General features: G+C 69.0%; 15 protein-coding genes. 9 read left to right on the top strand and 6 right to left on the bottom strand.

The window, feature by feature from the left end:
• Window positions 1–24: 24 nt before the first annotated feature.
• A complete protein-coding gene (locus tag SPR02S_RS47795; RefSeq protein WP_019064165.1) occupies window positions 25–1,425 on the bottom strand; it encodes a M20 family metallopeptidase in 1,401 nt (466 codons plus the stop codon).
• Between the two features lie 178 nt (window positions 1,426–1,603).
• Here SPR02S_RS47795 and SPR02S_RS47790 point away from each other — a divergent pair, with 178 nt between their 5' ends.
• From SPR02S_RS47790 to SPR02S_RS47775, 4 genes are all read left to right on the top strand, one after another.
• Window positions 1,604–2,515 (top strand): LysR family transcriptional regulator, encoded by a 912-nt coding sequence (locus SPR02S_RS47790; protein ID WP_019064164.1) that lies wholly within the window; start codon window positions 1,604–1,606, stop codon window positions 2,513–2,515.
• Between the two features lie 144 nt (window positions 2,516–2,659).
• Entirely contained in the window at window positions 2,660–3,799 is a 1,140-nt protein-coding gene (locus SPR02S_RS47785; RefSeq protein ID WP_019064163.1) for an LLM class flavin-dependent oxidoreductase, read from the top strand.
• Window positions 3,800–3,868: 69 nt separating this feature from the next.
• Window positions 3,869–4,453, top strand: coding sequence for a TetR/AcrR family transcriptional regulator (locus SPR02S_RS47780; protein WP_019064162.1), 585 nt, complete (start codon window positions 3,869–3,871; stop codon window positions 4,451–4,453).
• Window positions 4,454–4,543: 90 nt separating this feature from the next.
• Entirely contained in the window at window positions 4,544–5,317 is a 774-nt protein-coding gene (locus SPR02S_RS47775) for an SDR family NAD(P)-dependent oxidoreductase (protein WP_019064161.1), read from the top strand.
• A 53-nt stretch (window positions 5,318–5,370) separates the two neighbouring features.
• Here SPR02S_RS47775 and SPR02S_RS47770 read toward each other — a convergent pair whose 3' ends face one another.
• Window positions 5,371–6,297: an oxidoreductase gene (locus SPR02S_RS47770; protein ID WP_019064160.1), complete on the bottom strand. Its 927-nt coding sequence runs from the start codon at window positions 6,295–6,297 to the stop codon at window positions 5,371–5,373.
• A gap of 184 nt (window positions 6,298–6,481) precedes the next feature.
• Here SPR02S_RS47770 and SPR02S_RS47765 point away from each other — a divergent pair, with 184 nt between their 5' ends.
• Entirely contained in the window at window positions 6,482–7,003 is a 522-nt protein-coding gene (locus tag SPR02S_RS47765; RefSeq protein WP_026151549.1) for an excalibur calcium-binding domain-containing protein, read from the top strand.
• Between the two features lie 61 nt (window positions 7,004–7,064).
• On the opposite strand, the gene SPR02S_RS47760 is transcribed toward SPR02S_RS47765, so the two are convergent.
• Complete coding sequence (locus SPR02S_RS47760; protein WP_019064158.1) at window positions 7,065–7,454, bottom strand: DUF6415 family natural product biosynthesis protein; 390 nt, start codon at window positions 7,452–7,454, stop codon at window positions 7,065–7,067.
• Between the two features lie 217 nt (window positions 7,455–7,671).
• On the opposite strand from SPR02S_RS47760, the gene SPR02S_RS47755 reads away from it, so the two are divergent.
• From SPR02S_RS47755 to SPR02S_RS47745, 3 genes are read left to right on the top strand one after another with little or no spacing between them, the layout of a single operon-like run.
• Complete coding sequence (locus SPR02S_RS47755) at window positions 7,672–7,953, top strand: hypothetical protein (RefSeq protein ID WP_019064157.1); 282 nt, start codon at window positions 7,672–7,674, stop codon at window positions 7,951–7,953.
• The gene (locus SPR02S_RS47750; protein WP_019064156.1) at window positions 7,919–8,452 is read left to right on the top strand and encodes a DUF6879 family protein; all 534 of its coding nucleotides are present in this window, start codon (window positions 7,919–7,921) and stop codon (window positions 8,450–8,452) included. Before SPR02S_RS47755 ends, SPR02S_RS47750 begins: the two co-directional genes overlap by 35 nt.
• Window positions 8,453–8,479: 27 nt before the next feature.
• A complete protein-coding gene (locus SPR02S_RS47745; RefSeq protein WP_019064155.1) occupies window positions 8,480–9,334 on the top strand; it encodes a helix-turn-helix domain-containing protein in 855 nt (284 codons plus the stop codon).
• 352 nt (window positions 9,335–9,686) lie between these two features.
• Here the strand turns inward: SPR02S_RS47745 and SPR02S_RS47740 are convergent, their stop codons facing one another.
• The 3 genes from SPR02S_RS47740 to SPR02S_RS47730 form a co-directional block, all read right to left on the bottom strand.
• Window positions 9,687–9,935 carry a hypothetical protein gene (locus tag SPR02S_RS47740; protein ID WP_019064154.1) on the bottom strand — a complete coding sequence of 83 codons (249 nt, stop codon included), beginning with the start codon at window positions 9,933–9,935 and terminating at the stop codon, window positions 9,687–9,689.
• A 700-nt stretch (window positions 9,936–10,635) separates the two neighbouring features.
• A complete protein-coding gene (gene ppdK / locus SPR02S_RS47735) occupies window positions 10,636–13,371 on the bottom strand; it encodes a pyruvate, phosphate dikinase (RefSeq protein WP_026151547.1) in 2,736 nt (911 codons plus the stop codon).
• A gap of 472 nt (window positions 13,372–13,843) precedes the next feature.
• On the bottom strand, window positions 13,844–15,046 hold the full coding sequence (locus tag SPR02S_RS47730; protein WP_019064152.1) for an ROK family protein: 1,203 nt from the start codon (window positions 15,044–15,046) through the stop codon (window positions 13,844–13,846).
• Window positions 15,047–15,166: 120 nt separating this feature from the next.
• Here SPR02S_RS47730 and SPR02S_RS47725 point away from each other — a divergent pair, with 120 nt between their 5' ends.
• Window positions 15,167–16,588: an MGH1-like glycoside hydrolase domain-containing protein gene (locus SPR02S_RS47725; protein ID WP_052347181.1), complete on the top strand. Its 1,422-nt coding sequence runs from the start codon at window positions 15,167–15,169 to the stop codon at window positions 16,586–16,588.
• The last annotated feature ends 51 nt before the right edge of the window (window positions 16,589–16,639 follow it).

Below are 16,639 nucleotides of genomic sequence, written 5' to 3'. Positions count from 1 at the left end.
CGAGACTCGGGGTGGCTTTCGGGGTTACGTGTGGATGGGGAGCGGGCGGTCCGCCGGTGGACGGCCCAGAGTGTGGAACAGGCCCGCCGCCAGGACCAGGCCCTCGCGGGCGATCTGCGCCAACAGGTGTTCGTCGGGGGCGTGTTGGAGGCAGCCGGGGTAGGAATGCGGCAGCCAGAGGGTCGGCAGGCCGAGGACGTCGGTGAAGACGGCGTTGGGCAGCGAGCCGCCGATGTTGGGCAGTACGGCGATCGGGCCGCCCGTGATCTCCTCCAGCGTGGTCCGGGTCCAGCGCACCCACGGATCGTCGAGCGGGGTGCGGCTCGCGGCGAAACTGCCGAGCACCTGGACGTCGACCATCGGGTACCCGTGTGCGGCCAGGTGCCGGGCGACGGCGTCGGCGGCCTGATCGGCGTCGGTGCCTACGACGTACCGGAGTTGGAGGACCGCGCGGGCGCTGCCCGGGATCGCGTTGACCGGCCGTTCGGCGTCGGCGGCACCGAGGGCGAGGACCTCGAGGGTGTTCCAGGCGTAGAGCCGTTCGGCGGCGGACAGTTCGGGCTCGCCCCAGCCCTCGTCCGGCACCGGGTCACCGGGCGAGGCCGCGACGGTGACACCGGCGAGTGCCTCGCGGACCTCCGGCGGGATCGCGGGCGGCAGCAACTCCGGTACGCGGATATGGCCGTGGCCGTCGACCAGGGTGGCGATGGCTCCGGCGAGGGTGGTCGCGGGGTTGCGCAGCAGGCCGCCCCAGTTGCCGGAGTGGTAGGCGTCCGGCCGTAGATCGGCGGTGAGCTGGAGCCCGAGGCCGCCGCGCGCGCCGAGGAACAGCGTCGGTGTCGTGGCGTCCAGGCGCGGACCGTCCGAGGCGACGAGCACGTCCGCGCGCAGCAACTCCCGGTGTTCCGCCGCGAATTCGGCGAGCCCGGGTGAGCCGATCTCCTCGCCGGACTCCAGCAGGAAGGTCAGGTTGAAGCCCAACGAGCCGTGGTCGGCCAGGAGTAGACGGAGGGCGGCGAGGTTGACCAGGTGCTGGCCCTTGTTGTCGGCGGCGCCGCGTCCGTACCAGCGGTCGCCCTCGGCGGTCAGTGTCCACGGGTCGCGGCCCTCGCTCCACCGGCCGGCCTGGCCCTCGACGACGTCCGCGTGGCCGTAGACGAGCACGGTCGGGAGGTCGGGGGACTCGACACGGGTGCCGATCAGGAAGGGGCCGGCCGCCGGATCGGGGTTGTCGTAGCGCGTGACCTCGCAGCCGAGGGCGGTCAGCGCGGGGGTCAGGAACTCGTCGAGGTATGCCTCAATAGCAAGGCGGCCCTCGGGGCGGGAACTCTCCGTGGCGTACGCGACCATGGCGGCCAGCTCGGTGAAGAAGGCACCGGAGTCGACGAACTCCTCGGCTTTACGGGCCAGTTTCTCAGGTATCACGGGAAGATTTCTCCAGGGAGGGCAACGGTCGGGCGGGCGGCGCGCTCTCGTCGTCCCAGCAGAGTAGGGCGGATCCGGGCCTGCGACCATTGCCGTTTGTGACGCGATGCGTTCTACTTTCGGCAACGCAATGTTCGACAACGCAATGTCTGGCCGAATGTCTGATCACAGGGGACCCATGCAACTCCTGCCGGTGAACCTCGCCTACTTCCTGGAGGTCGCCCGCGCCGGATCGGTGACCGAGGCGGCGCACGCCCTGAACGTCGCGCCCTCGGCGATCAGCAGGCAGGTCGCGAAACTGGAGTCCGGCATCGGGGTCCCGCTGTTCGCCCGGCATCCGCGCGGGATGACACTGACCGAGGCCGGCTCGCGACTGCTGGCCCACGCCCGCCGTACCGAGACCGAATCGACCACGCTGGTCGAGGAGTTGAGGACGGGACGGGGTGCGGAGGCGCGCAGTGTCGCCGTCGCCTGTTCGGAGGGGTTCGCGCGGCGGCTGGTGCCACGGGCGATCGCCGACTTCCGGTGCGCCCATCCCGACGTGGCCTTCCGCGTGGACGTGGTCGCCCGCCAGGAGGCGACCCGCCGCGTGGTCGAGGGCCTCGCCGACGTCGCCGTCACCTACACGATGGGCCCGCAGCACGACGTCCGCGTCGAGTGTGCGGTCGTGGTCCCGGTGGCCGCCATCGTCCCCCTCGGTCACGAACTCGCCGACCGCGACCGCATCGGCCTCGCCGACCTGTGCGCGTACCCGCTGGCCCTGGCCTCACCGGGCACGAGTCAGCGTGAACTCTTCGACATCGGGGCGCAGTTGGAGGGGATCACGGTCCGTCCGGCGCTGGTCTGCGACAGCCTCGCTCCGCAGTACGAGTTCGTACGCGCCGGGGGCGGCCTCGCCCTCGTCGGCGACCTCGGCGACATAGAGCAGAGCGCCGCGACCGAGGGCTTGACGTACATCCCCGTGGACCACCCGGTGTTCCGGCAGCGCGAGGCGCAGGTGCAGACGGCGACGGGGCGACGGCCGTCCTGGTCGGCGACACAGTTCACCGAGTTGCTGGTGACGTCACTACGGCGGGACCGCTCGCCCTGAACCACTCCCCCTGAACCACTCCCACCTGCACATGAGCCTCACAGCGGGACGTCACGCCCGTAACACACTTCCCTGACAATCTGATCCGGCCGCGTGGGAGCGCTTCCCATCACAAGTCGGCCGGAGAGAAGGGCAGTTCGGCACGTGAAGCTCGACATGTTCAGCGAGATCCAGGACCCCAGGCCGTGGGCGACCGAGGACCACGAACACCGGCGGATCACGGAGGCGGTCGAACAGGCCGTGCTCGCCGACGAGTTCGGGTACGACTGCTGGTGGCAGGTGGAGCACCACGGCGCGGCGGAGTTCAGCCTCAGCTCGGCGCCGGAGCTGCTGCTGGCGGCGCTGTCGCAGCGCACGTCCCGGATCCGGCTCGGGCACGCGGCGGTGCTGGCGCCGGCCGAGATCAACCACCCGAGGCGGGTCGCCGAACGGGCCGCCTGGCTGGACCAGTTGAGCGGGGGCCGGGTGGAACTGGGCCTGACCCGTTCCACGGCGCCGGAGTGGCGCATGTTCGGCGTGGACCCTGCGGGCGCGCGGGCCCAGACCCAGCGGGCCTTCGAGGAGATACCCCGCTTGTGGACGGGCGCCGGAGACCAGCCACTCGTCCCCGCACCCCTCCAACAGCCGCACCCTCCCCTGTGGCAGGCGGCCTCCAGCCCGGCGTCGTTCGAGGAGGCGGGCCGGCGTGGAGTGGGCGTCCTGGGCACCACCCTCTGGGAGCCGCTGACCCGGGTGGCGAGGCTGGTCGAGCTGTACCGGGACGCCGTAGCCAACTGCGAACAGCCCGCCGGAGCCTTCGTCAACGACCAGATCGCCTTCTTCACGTTCGTCCACTGCGCCGAGACCGACGAGGAGGCGCTGCGGTCGGGTGCCGCAGCGGCGGCGGCCTGGTACACCGCCCGGGCGCTCACCTTCTTCGAGGCGGCGGACGCGTTCGTCGAGACGATGACGATCCAGCAGGGCATCCTGGCCGACCCGGCCGGCGGCGGCCTGACCGGCGCGTTCCTGCGCGACGAGGTCGACACGGCCCCGAACGCGGCCCAACTGGCCATCGGCCGCATCCTCCAGGGCGAAACCGTCCCGGAGGACGAGCTGTTCGAGGCGCTGATGGCGCAGGACTCCTTGATCGTCGGCAGCCCCGACACCTGCCGGAAGAAGCTGCGGGCGTACGCGGACGCGGGCATCGACCGGCTGATGTGCTTCCAGCAGGTGGGGGCGATTCCGCATGAGCGAGTGATGGACAGCATCCGGCGGGTGGGCGAGCTGATCCCGGAGTTCGCGTGACTGAACGGGTCCCTGCGCACGGGTGGGCATTCTTGACTGACCGTTCTCGATAAACCTAGACTGTCGGGCATGTCCAGGACCAAGGAGTTCGATCCCGAGGCCGCGCTGCGGGCAGCCCTGGAGCTGTTCTGGCGGCGTGGCTACGAGGCGACGTCGATGTCCGACCTCGTCGAGCACCTCGGCATCGGCCGGGCCAGCATCTACGCGACCTTCGGCAACAAGCACGACCTGTACCTGAAGGCACTGGAGAGCTACGACCGGTCCGGACTCACCCCGATGGTGCGGGAGTTGTCCCAGCCGGGGCCCGCGCTGCCGCCCGTGCGAGCGATCGTACGGCGGTACGCGGCCGAGGCGGCGGACGAGCAACTACGGCCGCTGGGCTGCATGGTGACCAACACGGCGGCCGAACTCGCCCCGCACGACACGGCCGCGACCCGGCTGGTCGAGCGCAACTGGGACCAGTTGGAGGCGGTGTTGCGCTCGGCGTTGGTGCGGGCGCAGGCACAGGGCGAGTTGCCCGCCGACCGCGATCCGCTCGCCCTGGCGCGCATGCTGCTGGTGCTGATGCAGGGGTTGCGGGTGGTCGGCAGGGCGTCCGGGGACCCGGCTCGGGTGCGGGATGCGGCGGAGCAGGCGTTGACGTTGCTCGACTGAGACGCCCTTCCGTTCAGGGCACTTTCCTGCCTTCTGAGCCATGTTCCCGCGCCCTCATACTGAACCGATCAGTCAAGAAAAGGGGAGATCATGACCAGCACCCGCTTTACCGGCAGGACCGCCATCGTCACCGGTGCCGGGTCCGGCATCGGACGGGCGATCGCCCTGGCGTTCGCGGCCGAGGGGGCGAACGTCGTCGTAGCAGGGCGGCGACGCGAACCGCTGGACGAGACCGTCGCGTTGATCGAGGACGGGGCCGAGGGCGGGAAGGCCTTCGCGGTAACAGCCGATGTTTCAAAGGCAGTTGACGCCCACGCCCTGGTACAGGCAGCCGTCGACCGATACGGCTCACTCGACGTGGCCGTCAACAACGCGGGGATCTTCCGGGGTGGACAGCCCCTCGCCGACCTCACCGAGGAGGACTGGCGCACGCAGCTCGACATCAACGTGACCGGTGTCTTCCTCGCCCTCCAGGCCGAGATCCGGCAGATGCGCACCCAGCCCTCCGGCGGCGCGATCGTGAACGTGGCGTCGACCTTCGGCATCCACACCAGCAGCCCCGGTGCCGCCGCCTACGCCGCGTCCAAGGCGGCTGTCGCCGTGTTGAGCAAGGGTGCCGCCGTGGACCACATCCGCGAGGGCGTCCGTATCAACGTGGTCAGTCCCGGCGCGACCGACACCCCCATGTCCCTGCGCCCCGGCGAGACGGAGGCCGACCGCGCCGAACGGGTACGGGTCACGCTCCCCCTGGGCCGTATCTCCGCCACGTCCGAAGTGGCCGCCGCCGTCCTCTACTTGGCCTCGGACGACGCGTCGTCGGTGGTGGGCACGGACCTGGTGGTGGACAGCGGCGCGACGGCGTGAGGCTCAGGGGCCTGGGGCCTGGGGCCTGGCTTGAATACCGGTAACTCGACCGCTCACGCCTTGAGTTGGTCGTACACGACTCCCGTCAACGCCTCCGAGGCAGCCCAAAGGCGTTGCCCCATCGGGTCGTTGAGAGTCCAAGGCGCCCGCCAGGACGGCGCCGGCGCCCCGCGCCACATGGCGACACGGGGGCCGAAGAACGAATCAGGGCGTACGTCGGGGGCGGTGGCGGCGTAGAGGGAGGGCAGCGCGCCGGCTTCCGCCGACTGGGCGAAGACCCGGTTGCCGACCTCCATGAACCGCTCGGCGCCCTTCCGCCCCTCCGCCTGCGGCCCGGCGGTCTGGAGGTTGGTGGCGGCGTACCCGGGGTGGGCGGCGGTCGCGACCACCCCCGAACCGGCCGCCGCGAGCCGCCGCGCCAGCTCGTGCGTGAAGAGCAGGTTGGCGGTCTTGGAACGGGAGTACGCGGTCCAACGGCTGTACCGGCGCTCGCTGTTGAGGTCGTCGATGTCGATGTTGGCGAGCAGGTGCATAAAGCTGGAGAGCGTGACGATCCGCGCGTCGGGCGCGTCGAGCAGCGCGGGCAGCAGCAGCCCGGTGAGCGCGAAGTGCCCCAGGTGATTGACCCCGAACTGCGTCTCGAACCCGTCCACCGTCGTGCCGTACGGCATCGCCATGACGCCGGCGTTGTTGACGAGCAGATCGAGCCGCTCGTAGGGGAAGGTGTCCGCGAACTCCCGTACGGACGCGAGGTCCCCGAGATCCAGCCGCCCGAACTGCGCCTCGGCGCCGGGCACTTCGGCCACGATCCGGTCGGCTGCCGCACTCCCCCGCGCCTCGCTCCGGCAGGCGAGCACGACCCTGGCGCCCTTGCGGGCCAGCTCGCGCGCGGTGACGTAGCCGAGCCCGCTGTTGGCTCCGGTGACGACGGCGACCCGGCCGCGCTGGTCGGGGATGGCCTTCTCGTTCCAGCCGGACATGAGCGGGCTCCCTCGGTGAGCGTGGACAAGCGTCGGCGAGCGGTGGGGATCTCAGCGTACGAGAGCCGACCCGCCACCGCTCCGCTCGCACCGAGCGACATATCCATCACGAGATGGTCACTCTTCCTTCACCGCCCTCACCGGGGCAATACGGTCCATGTCTCACCGGACACAGGGGGACGAGATGACGCACCCGTACGCCACACCACCCATGCCCCAACCCCAGCCGCCGTTCCAGCCCGTCCGCCCCGCACCCCGCTGGGCCCGCAAACGCTACGTACTCCCCGCCCTCGCCCTGGCCCTCTTCCTCGGCGCGGGTATCGGCGCCTCCGGCCAGGACACGAAGACCGACACGACGGCCGACGCGAAGCCCGCGGCGGCCAAGCCCCAGCCGACGATGACCGTCACGGCGACCACGACGGAGACGGCGGCCCCGGCACCCGCCCCAACAGTGACCGCGACGAAGACCGTCAAGGTCACGAAGACGGTCACCGCCGCGGCCGCCGCGGGCAGCGACTCCGGTTCAGGTTCAGGTTCGGGTTCTGGTTCCGGCTCTGGTTCCGACGACACCAACTCCGGCGGCGGCAGCACCTATTACACGAACTGCACCGCCGCCCGCGCCGCCGGCGTCACGCCCCTGCACAGGGGCGACCCCGGCTACGACTCCCATCTGGACCGGGATGGGGACGGGGTCGCCTGCGAGTGACACCAGACGGCAGGCGGCGGGGACAGGCGGCACCGTCCACGGTGTGAGCCGAGCCCTGTGATCACGAGCGAATGCCGATGTTCTCGTAGTGATCGCACAAGGCGTTCAGGACGCGGGCCAGACGTCTCGCGTAGGCGACCGCTCTGTCCCGCCCTGAACCCGGCTCAAGGCGCAGCCTCTCCCGCGCCTCCCCGACGCATGCCAAGGCGCAGTAATGCGCGACGTTCTTGGGGTGCTCGCCAGTCACTCTCTGGATGTCGGGGATCAGCAATTCCAGTTGCCCGCGCATCAGTTGGATGAGGGTGTCCAACTCGGCGGCGCTCGGTGGGAGAACACCAGGGGCGGCGTCCGGATCCAACAGTCGGTCGGCGGTCACGCGCATCGTCTCGATGTCCGGCGGGAGCCGATCCCTGTCTTCGGCCGTGGGTGGATGCGCGTTACTTGGCCTCATGTCGGCGCTCCTCGCAGCGGGGCCGTGCCCCGGTCCGGCGGCCCAGCCGCTCGCCGGAGCCATGTCGTCACTGCGGAGCCTAGGAGCGCGACAGGCATGAGCTCCAGCAATGTGCAGATATGTGCGCACAACAAGATGGCCAGCCATTGGCTGGTAACGAGCCCTTGACTTGGGTCAGTTCACGGGACGACTGAGTTGCACAGTCCTGCATAACTAGATGCTGGAGGAAACCGTGCCGCTGCTGTTCATCGGAATCGACCAGAACACCGGTGACTACGAATCACCCACGGTCTGGGTCGACCAGGAGAAGCAAGAACTCGTCCTCCAAGGATGGAAGCCGGACCTCGAACTCGAAGCGGAGTGCGCGGCGTTCGAGGTACCAGGTCACGCGATCGGCATCCCCGAGAACGAGGCCGTAGTCCGTATCCCAGCCAGGATGGTGCCGCTGATCAGGGAGGCCTGCGATGCAGTCGAACGTTCCGCCGCAAGCGTTCGCTGACCTCCTCTCCGGCGCCACTCGCACCGCCGTACACCTGGAGATGCGGGACGTCTACGCGGTGGACTACGAGAGCGGTCCCTTCGCGGACTGGCGGCAAGGCTTCCGGCACAACCCCGCCGACCGGGGCTCCTGGTGGCGCCCCTGGCTCGACCTGGTCGAAGAGACCGTCGCACGTGGCGTGACCGTCCGACGAGCCCGGATCGTGTCGGAGCCCGTCAGCGAGTACACCCGCTTCCTCTACGACGGCACCTTCACGAACGTCGCGGCAGGCGAGCAGGTGCGCTGGCTTCCCCGACGCCAGGCCTCCGCCATCGCCCTGCCCGGAAACGACTTCTGGCTCTTCGACGAACAGGTCGTCCGCTGGAACCACTTCAGCGGCGAAGGCGCGTCCCAGGGCGGCGAGGTCACCCACGATCCGGCTGCGGCCAAACTGTGTTCTGATGCCTTCGAGGCCGTCTGGGAACGAGCCATCCCGCACGACCAGTACGAGATCCACTGACGTCGGCAGTATCGGACAGGCCAGTTCATGCCCATCTCCCCGTCCTCGTCCGCTCAGGTTGCGCGCGAGGTCGTCGCACGCCAACTTCGCGACCTGCGGTGGACTGCCGGGCTGACGGTCGTCGAACTGGCCGGCCGATGCGACTGGCATCACGCCAAGACCTCCCGCATCGAGAACGCCAAGACCGCACCGACCGCGACCGACATCCGCCTGTGGTGCCGGGCCTGCGGTGCCGTTGACCAGGCCGAACCTCTCATCGCACGGTCGCTGCACGCGGAATCGCTGTACACGGAATGGCGCGCTCAAGTCCGCGACGGCCTCAAGGCACTTCAGGCCAGCGAGCCGCGGCTGTTCCAAGACACCGCGCTCTTCCGGATCTACTCCTCCTCCCTGGTACCCGGCCTACTCCAGACGGAGGGCTACGCCGCAGGCGTCCTCGGGATCAGCGCTCGCTTTCGAGAGGTGCAGATCGACGACAGCGCGGACGCCGCCAGAGCTCGCGTCGCCCGAAGCCGGATCATCCACAAGCCCGGGCACCGGCTGGTCGCCGTGATCGAGGAGTCCGTCCTCCACCACCAGATACGCGATGCGGACGCCATGGCGGCCCAACTCGGTTACCTCCTCACTGCCGGCGCCCTCCCGCAGGTGTCGCTCGGCATCGTGCCGATGGCCGCTTCACCGAGGGACCAGTGGCCGCGGGAGACATTCCACATCTACGACGACCGCCTCGTCAGCGTCGAGCTGGTATCCGCTCGCGTCCGCATCACCGAGCCGGCGGAAATCACCCTGTATCTGAGGGCCTTCGAGGAATTGCGCGGCATGGCGGTCTATGGTGCCGAGGCTCGCGCACTGATCGTGAAGGCCGTCGAAGCCCTGCACTGATCGGCGATGGCCAGCAAGATCCAGAACGCCCTCATCAACTACAGGCAGCTTTTTGGCTGCCCGCTCCACGGACGTGTGGGTCGACGGCGGAGGGGATGGAAGCCTGGGTAAGGAGGTGGGAAGGCCCCGCCTCCCGCGACCTCCAACCTTCCGCGTCCGCTTGGCCGTTCGGTACCGATCGTTGTCCTGGTCTTTGTCCAGTGCGGTGCCGGACGCTACCGTTCACCGCCATCCGCGCACCCCACCTGACCTGCCGCATGAACGGCCGCGGACGCCCTCGTACGGCCGCACGGACCGTTGGAAAGCGGTGCTGGCTCGGCTGCGTTGCCCAAAGCCCTACGAACTGGCTCGGCTAGAGAGCCAACAGCGCCAGCCACATCACACCGGACAACGCGGGAATCGCGTAAGCGATCACGGGGGTCGAGTTGAAGCCGGGCAGGCGGGTTGCTGCCCGCGTCGCACGGTAGTCGGGGAGCTGCTCTTCGAGGCGGCGCAGAACACGGATGGTGTAGCGGTAGTGGCGGTGGCTCACGTAGATCCAGCAAAGGGTGAGAACGATGCCGAACCCCGCCATGATGTGCCGGGCGTCCTCGGATTGCACGGTGGCGTAAGCGACGGCCTCAACGATTGAGCCACCAGGAACAGGTTCCCCCGCTGAAACAGCATGGTGTCGACGTGGATGCCGTGCTGGAACATGCGTTCTTCGCGAGCGCGCCGGTCGGCCTCTTCGTTGTCCGCATCGCTCATGTCGAAAGTTCTGCCCTCAGCAACCGGAGGCATCCAAGTCAGTTGACTCACATCGTCAGCTGTCGCGTGATCGCACCGCGCGGCGAGGTCTGGCAAGTGGTAGCGCGCGAAGTCTCGGCCGGCCTCCAAGGCACGCAAGTTCCACGAGCACCCCAAGGACAAGCCTCCCGTTTTCCCCCAGCTGTCCCCCGCGCTCTCGCGCACGTGGTGAATGTGCTGGCCAAGGTGACTTGAGCCAGCCCGCTGCACATCTGCCGATGCGCATGAGCCGGGCCGTCTGGAGACCGGCGCGAACGAGAGCCAACCGCACCTCTGAAGGGCACAACGGCCTCGCGCGAGTTCAACGACAACCAACGCCAGCAAACGCCGTTTTGCCTGTCCAGTGACTTAGCTTGCCACCCCTCTCCGCAGATCATGCAGAGAAGGGCGACACCCCCGCACAGGGTGCCACCCCTCCCCTCGCAATCCGGAACCACCGCCGCGTCGGTGAGGGTCAGGATGACCGACAGCAGTTCCGGGGTTCTTGGATGCCGTACGACTGAATCCCGTACGTCCTACCGGTGGTCACTCCCCTGCGCCGCAGAAGCCGCCCGCCCCGCCTCAAGCCGGGCCACCGGAATCCGGAACGGCGAGCAGGACACGTAGTCCAGTCCGACCTCGTGGAAGAAGTGGACCGACTCGGGGTCACCGCCGTGTTCGCCGCAGACGCCGAGCTTGAGGTCCGGGCGGGTTTCGCGGCCCGCCTTCGCCGCCAGCTTCACCAGGGAGCCGACGCCGTCGCGGTCGATCGTCTCGAAGGGGCTGACGCCGAAGATGCCCTTCTCCAGGTAGGCCGTGAAGAACGACGCCTCTACGTCGTCCCGGCTGAAGCCCCACACCGTTTGCGTGAGGTCGTTCGTGCCGAAGCTGAAGAACTCCGCCGCCTCCGCGATCTGACCCGCCGTCAGGGCGGCGCGCGGGAGTTCGATCATCGTGCCGATCGACAGCTTCAGGGACGTACCCGTTGCCGCCTCCACCTCCGCGACGACCTGGTCGGCCTCCTCGCGGACGATCTCCAGCTCCTGGACCGTACCGACCAGCGGGATCATGATCTCGGCCCGCGGGTCGCCCTTCGCCGCCTTGCGTTCGGCGGCGGCCTCGGCGATCGCCCTTACCTGCATGGTGAACAGGCCGGGGATCACGAGACCCAGGCGTACGCCCCGCAGGCCCAGCATCGGGTTCTGCTCGTGCAGACGGTGGACCGCCTGGAGGAGGCGGAGGTCGTTCTCGTGGGACTCCTGGCGGGACTCGGCCAAAGCCACCCGGACCGACAACTCCGTGATGTCCGGCAGGAATTCGTGCAGCGGCGGGTCCAACAGGCGGACAGTGACCGGGAGTCCGTCCATCGCCTTGAACAGCTCGACGAAGTCGGCCTTCTGGAGCGGGAGAAGAGCCTTGAGGGACTCCTCGCGCTCCACCGCCGTGTCGGCCAGGATCAGGCGTTCCACCAACTCGCGGCGGTCGCCCAGGAACATGTGCTCCGTACGGCACAGGCCGATGCCCTGTGCCCCGAAGCGGCGGGCGCGCAGCGCGTCCTCGGCGTTGTCCGCATTGGCGCGCACCCTCAACCGGCGTACGCGGTCCGCGTATCCGATGATCCGGTGGACCGCCTCGACCAGCTCGTCGGCATCGTCGGCGCCCGCGTGCATCCGGCCCTCGAAGTACTCCACGACCGGGGAGGGGACCACCGGGACCTCGCCCAAGTACACCTTGCCGCTGGAGCCGTCGATGGAGATCACGTCGCCCTCCTCGACCACGTGACCACCCGGCACCGTCATCCGGCGCCGCTTGGTGTCGACCTCCAACTCCTCCGCGCCGCACACACACGTCTTGCCCATGCCCCGCGCCACGACGGCCGCGTGGGACGTCTTGCCGCCGCGCGACGTGAGGATGCCCTCCGCCGCGATCATGCCGTCGAGGTCGTCGGGGTTCGTCTCGCGGCGGACCAGGATCACCTTCTCGCCCGAACGCGACCACTTCACCGCCGTGTACGAGTCGAAGACCGCCTTGCCGACCGCCGCACCCGGCGACGCCGCGATGCCCCGCCCGACCTGCTGGACCTTCGCCTCGTCGTCGAAGCGCGGGAACATCAGCTGCGCCAACTGCGCGCCGGTGACCCGCTGGAGGGCCTCCGCCTCGTCGATCAGCCCCTGGTCGACGAGTTGGGTCGCGATACGGAAGGCCGCACCCGCCGTCCGCTTCCCCACCCGCGTCTGGAGCATCCACAACTGCCCGCGCTCGATGGTGAACTCGATGTCGCAGAGATCCTTGTAGTGGTTCTCCAGGGTCTTCATGATCTGCATGAGCTGGTCGTACGACTTCTTGTCGATCTGCTCAAGTTCCGCGAGGGGCACGGTGTTTCGGATGCCTGCGACTACGTCCTCGCCCTGCGCGTTCTGCAAGTAGTCGCCGTAGACGCCCTGGTGGCCGCTGGCCGGGTCGCGGGTGAAGGCGACGCCCGTGCCGCCCCCAATAGATGTAGCTGTGGGGCCGAGGTTGCCGAAGACCATCGAGCAGACGTTGACCGCCGTGCCGAGGTCGTGCGGGATGCGTTCCTGGCGGCGGTAGAGCTTGGCGCGGTCGGTGTTCCAGGAGTCGAAGACCGCGTGGATGGCGAGGTCCATCTGCTCGCGCGGGTCCTGCGGGAAGTCACGGCCCGCCTCGGTCTTGACGATCCGCTTGAACCGGGTGACCAGCTTCTTCAGGTCGGCAGCGTCCAACTCGGTGTCCACGACGACCTTCTTGGCGTCCTTGGCCTTGTCGAGCGCCTCCTCGAAGAGCTCGCCGTCGACGCCGAGGACGGTCTTGCCGAACATCTGGATCAGGCGGCGGTACGAGTCCCACGCGAAGCGCTCGTCGCCGGCCTGCTTCGCCAGGCCCTGCACGGACTTGTCGGAGAGGCCGATGTTCAGGACGGTGTCCATCATGCCGGGCATGGAGAACTTCGCCCCGGAGCGGACCGATACGAGGAGGGGGTCGTCGGCCTGCCCCAGCTTCTTGCCCATCGTCGACTCAAGCGCGTCGAGGTGTGCACTCACCTCGTCACGCAGTGCCGCAGGTTCGTCCCCGCTGTCGAGGTAGGTCTTGCACGCCTCGGTGGTGATGGTGAAGCCGGGAGGGACGGGAAGGCCCAGGTTCGTCATCTCGGCGAGGTTGGCACCCTTGCCGCCGAGGAGGTCCTTGAGGTCCTTGTTTCCCTCGGTGAAGTCGTAGACGAACTTCACTACGTGGGGTTCTTTGTTTTCCGACACGGGTCTCGACTCCTCGGGACGCGGGTGGCTGCCCTGACGGCCAGGAACATACCCAGATCGAAGGCGTCTGGGTACGTCCACTTGCATGTCATGCGTCTGTAACCGGCAGTCCGCCAGCGGATCGAAAGTCAAAGCTCGGCAAGCGAACACCGCCGGATGTTTTCACTTCTTGAACGCGGCGAGCTTCATCGGCGCGTTTTTACGCTCACCTGAGCGGTTAGCGGCTCGGTTGTTTTCGATCGATGAACGATCAAGGGGTGGCACGCAGTGCCACCCCTTGGAGAAGTGCAGCCGCGCAAGATCCGCTCACCTGAGCGCCACCCCTATCAAAGGTGGCGAGAATCACGCTTCCACAACCGCCCGGATTTCACCATCCGGACGAGCAGCGAGACGGAAACCCGGACGTCACATCTCGCGGATCTCACATGCTCAGGGATCTCACATGCTTACGGATCTCACCTGCCCGCTGCCCTCACATGCCCAGCGCGAGCAGTCGTTCCTCGACCCGCTCCGGCGCGTACAGGTGCTCCACGACCAGCGCCCCCGCCCCCACCAGCCCGGCCCGCTCGCCGAGCCGTGAGGTGAGCACGTGCAGATGAGCGGTGGAGCGCGGCAGCGCCCGCTGGTACAGCAGCTCGCGTACGCCCGTGAGGAAGGAGGTGCCGGCCAGGTCTCCCGCGATCATCAGCACTCCGGGGTTGAGCAGGGTCACCACGGTCGCCAGGACGTCCCCGACCTGCCGTCCCGCCTCGCGGGCGAAGGCCGCCGCTCCCGGGTGCCCCGACGCCAGCAGGTCCCGCACATCCGAGCCGGACGCCGCCGGTACCCCGGTCTCGACCAGCCGTCGCGCCACGGCGCCACCACTGGCGACGGCGGCGAGACAGCCGTAGGACCCACAACGGCACAGCGCCTGCGCGCCCGCCGGGACGCGGATGTGGCCGATGTCGCCCGCGCCGCCGTCGATCCCCCGGAAGATGGAGCCGCCTACGACCACTCCCGCGCCGATACCCGTCGACACTTTGACCAGGACGAAGGCCGAGCAGTCGGGGTGGCCGGTGCGCTGTTCGCCGTAGGCCATGAGGTTGGCGTCGTTGTCGACCAGGACCGGTACCCCGGGGGCGCCGGTGTGTTCGGTGAAGGCGCGGGCCAGACGGCCTCTTATGTCGTAGGCGTCCCAACCGGGCATCATCGGCGGCTGGACGACGCGGCCGGTCTCGCTGTCGACGGGGCCGGGAACCGCCAGGCCGATACCGCAGACCTCGGACGGCCGGTGTCCGGCCTTCTCCAGGAGTTCGGCGAACCAGCGGCCGAGTTCGCCCAGTACGGCGTCCGGGCCGTCCTCGATGACCAGCGTGCCGCCGTGCTCGGCGAGGATCTCGCCGGTGAGCGAGAGGACGCACGCGCGCGCGTGGCGGGTGTCCAGGTCCGCCGCGAGGACTACGGCGTGGGCGTCGTCGAATTCCAGGGTGATCGAGGGCCTGCCGCCCAGCGGGGAGTCCACCGGGCCGCCCGCGCCCTCGCGCAGCCAGCCCGCGCGGAAGAGCCGGTCCAGGCGCTGGCCGACGGTCGCGCGTGAGAGTCCCGTCACCTGTTGGAGGGCGCCGCGGGTCGTGGCGCGCCCGGTGCGTACCAGTTCGAGCAGATCGCCGGCGCTCGCTTGACCTCGTCCAGTCATGCGCACCCCCTTGTGTTTCTCAACCCTGCATTACATATTGAGTTTTGCGTGTTAAATAGACGTAACCCTACGGTAGCCATGACCGAACCGGTCGGCACGATGTGTTTCGTGGAGTCCCGAGTGGATCGCACTGCCCAGCTCACAGCCCTCCCCGTGGAACGCACCTTCGTATACGATCCGCCACCCTTGTCAGGTTCGCTGCACCTCAGGGCGGCTGCCGTACTGGAAGGGAACTGGACGGGTGTCTCAACCGTCCCCTCCCGCGGTCTGTATCCGCACCAGTGGTCCTGGGACTCCGCGTTCATCGCGATCGGTCTGCGGCACCTCTCGCCGCTGCGGGCACAGACGGAGCTGGAGACGCTGCTCGCCGCCCAGTGGGGCGACGGCCGTATCCCGCACATCGTCTTCAACCCCTCCGTACCGCTCGACGCGTACTTCCCGAGCCCCGACTTCTGGCGCTCCTCGACCGCGGGACACACCGCGGGCGCCCCGCGCACCGTACAGACCTCGGGCATCGTGCAGCCACCGGTCCACGCGCTCGCCGCCTGGCTGGTCCACTGCGCGGACCCGGGCCTCTCCCGCGCGCGTGGCTTCCTCGCCGGTGTCTACCCGCGGCTGGCCGCCTGGCACCGCTATCTGCTGCACCGGCGGGACTTGGGCGGGGGCGGCCTCGCGTCCGTCGTACATCCCTGGGAACAGGGTATGGACAACAGCCCTTGCTGGGACGCCCCGTTGAGCCGGATCACGCCGGCCCCGGCCCGCTCCTTCCGCCGCGCCGACCTCGACCACGGGGCCGCCGAGGACCGGCCTACGGACTTGGACTACGGCCGTTATGTGCGCCTCGCGACGGACTACCGGGACGGTGAATACGCCGACGGGGCAAGCGAGTTCGCGGTGGAGGACCCGTCCTTCAACGCCCTGCTCATCGCCTCCGAGCACGCACTGGCCCGTATCGCCCGGGAGTTGGGCGCGACGGGCACGGCCCGGCACGCACGCGCGGAGCGCCTCACCGGGGTGCTGATCGAGCGGCTGTGGGACCCGGCGGAGGGCATGTTCTTCTGTCGGGACGTAAGGGGGGAAGGGCTGATTCCCGAGCGCAGCGTCTCCGGTCTGATCCCGCTGCTCCTCCCCGACCTGCCCCGGGACATCACCACGGCCCTCGTCCGTACGGCCTCCGGCCCGCACTTCGGGCTCGGCGACACCACTCAACTCCCGCCCAGTTACGACCTGTTGGGCGAGGCCTTCGACCCGCACCGGTACTGGCGCGGGCCCGCCTGGTTCAACACGAGCTGGCTGCTGGAGCGCGGCCTGCGGCTGCACGGCGAGCGGGCGCGGGCGGACGCGTTGCGCGAGGCGGTCCTGGAGACCGCCGCCAACACCGACTTCGCCGAGTACGTCGACCCGTACGACGGCGAGGCGTGCGGCGCGACCGGCTTCAGCTGGACCGCCGCGCTGACCCTCGATCTGCTCCACGAGCGCCCCGGGCACGGCGTGTCCGGCACGGTCCTCGGCACGTTCGACATGAGTGACACACGTGACTGACACGGACGTCAGTGACACAGAAGTCAAGGTCGCCAGGAGAGTCAAGGGAGG

Origin of the sequence: Streptomyces prunicolor NBRC 13075 (assembly GCF_000367365.1) — a bacterium.
Taxonomy (GTDB): domain Bacteria; phylum Actinomycetota; class Actinomycetes; order Streptomycetales; family Streptomycetaceae; genus Streptomyces; species Streptomyces prunicolor.
This window is presented reverse-complemented; position numbering and strand designations above follow the sequence as displayed.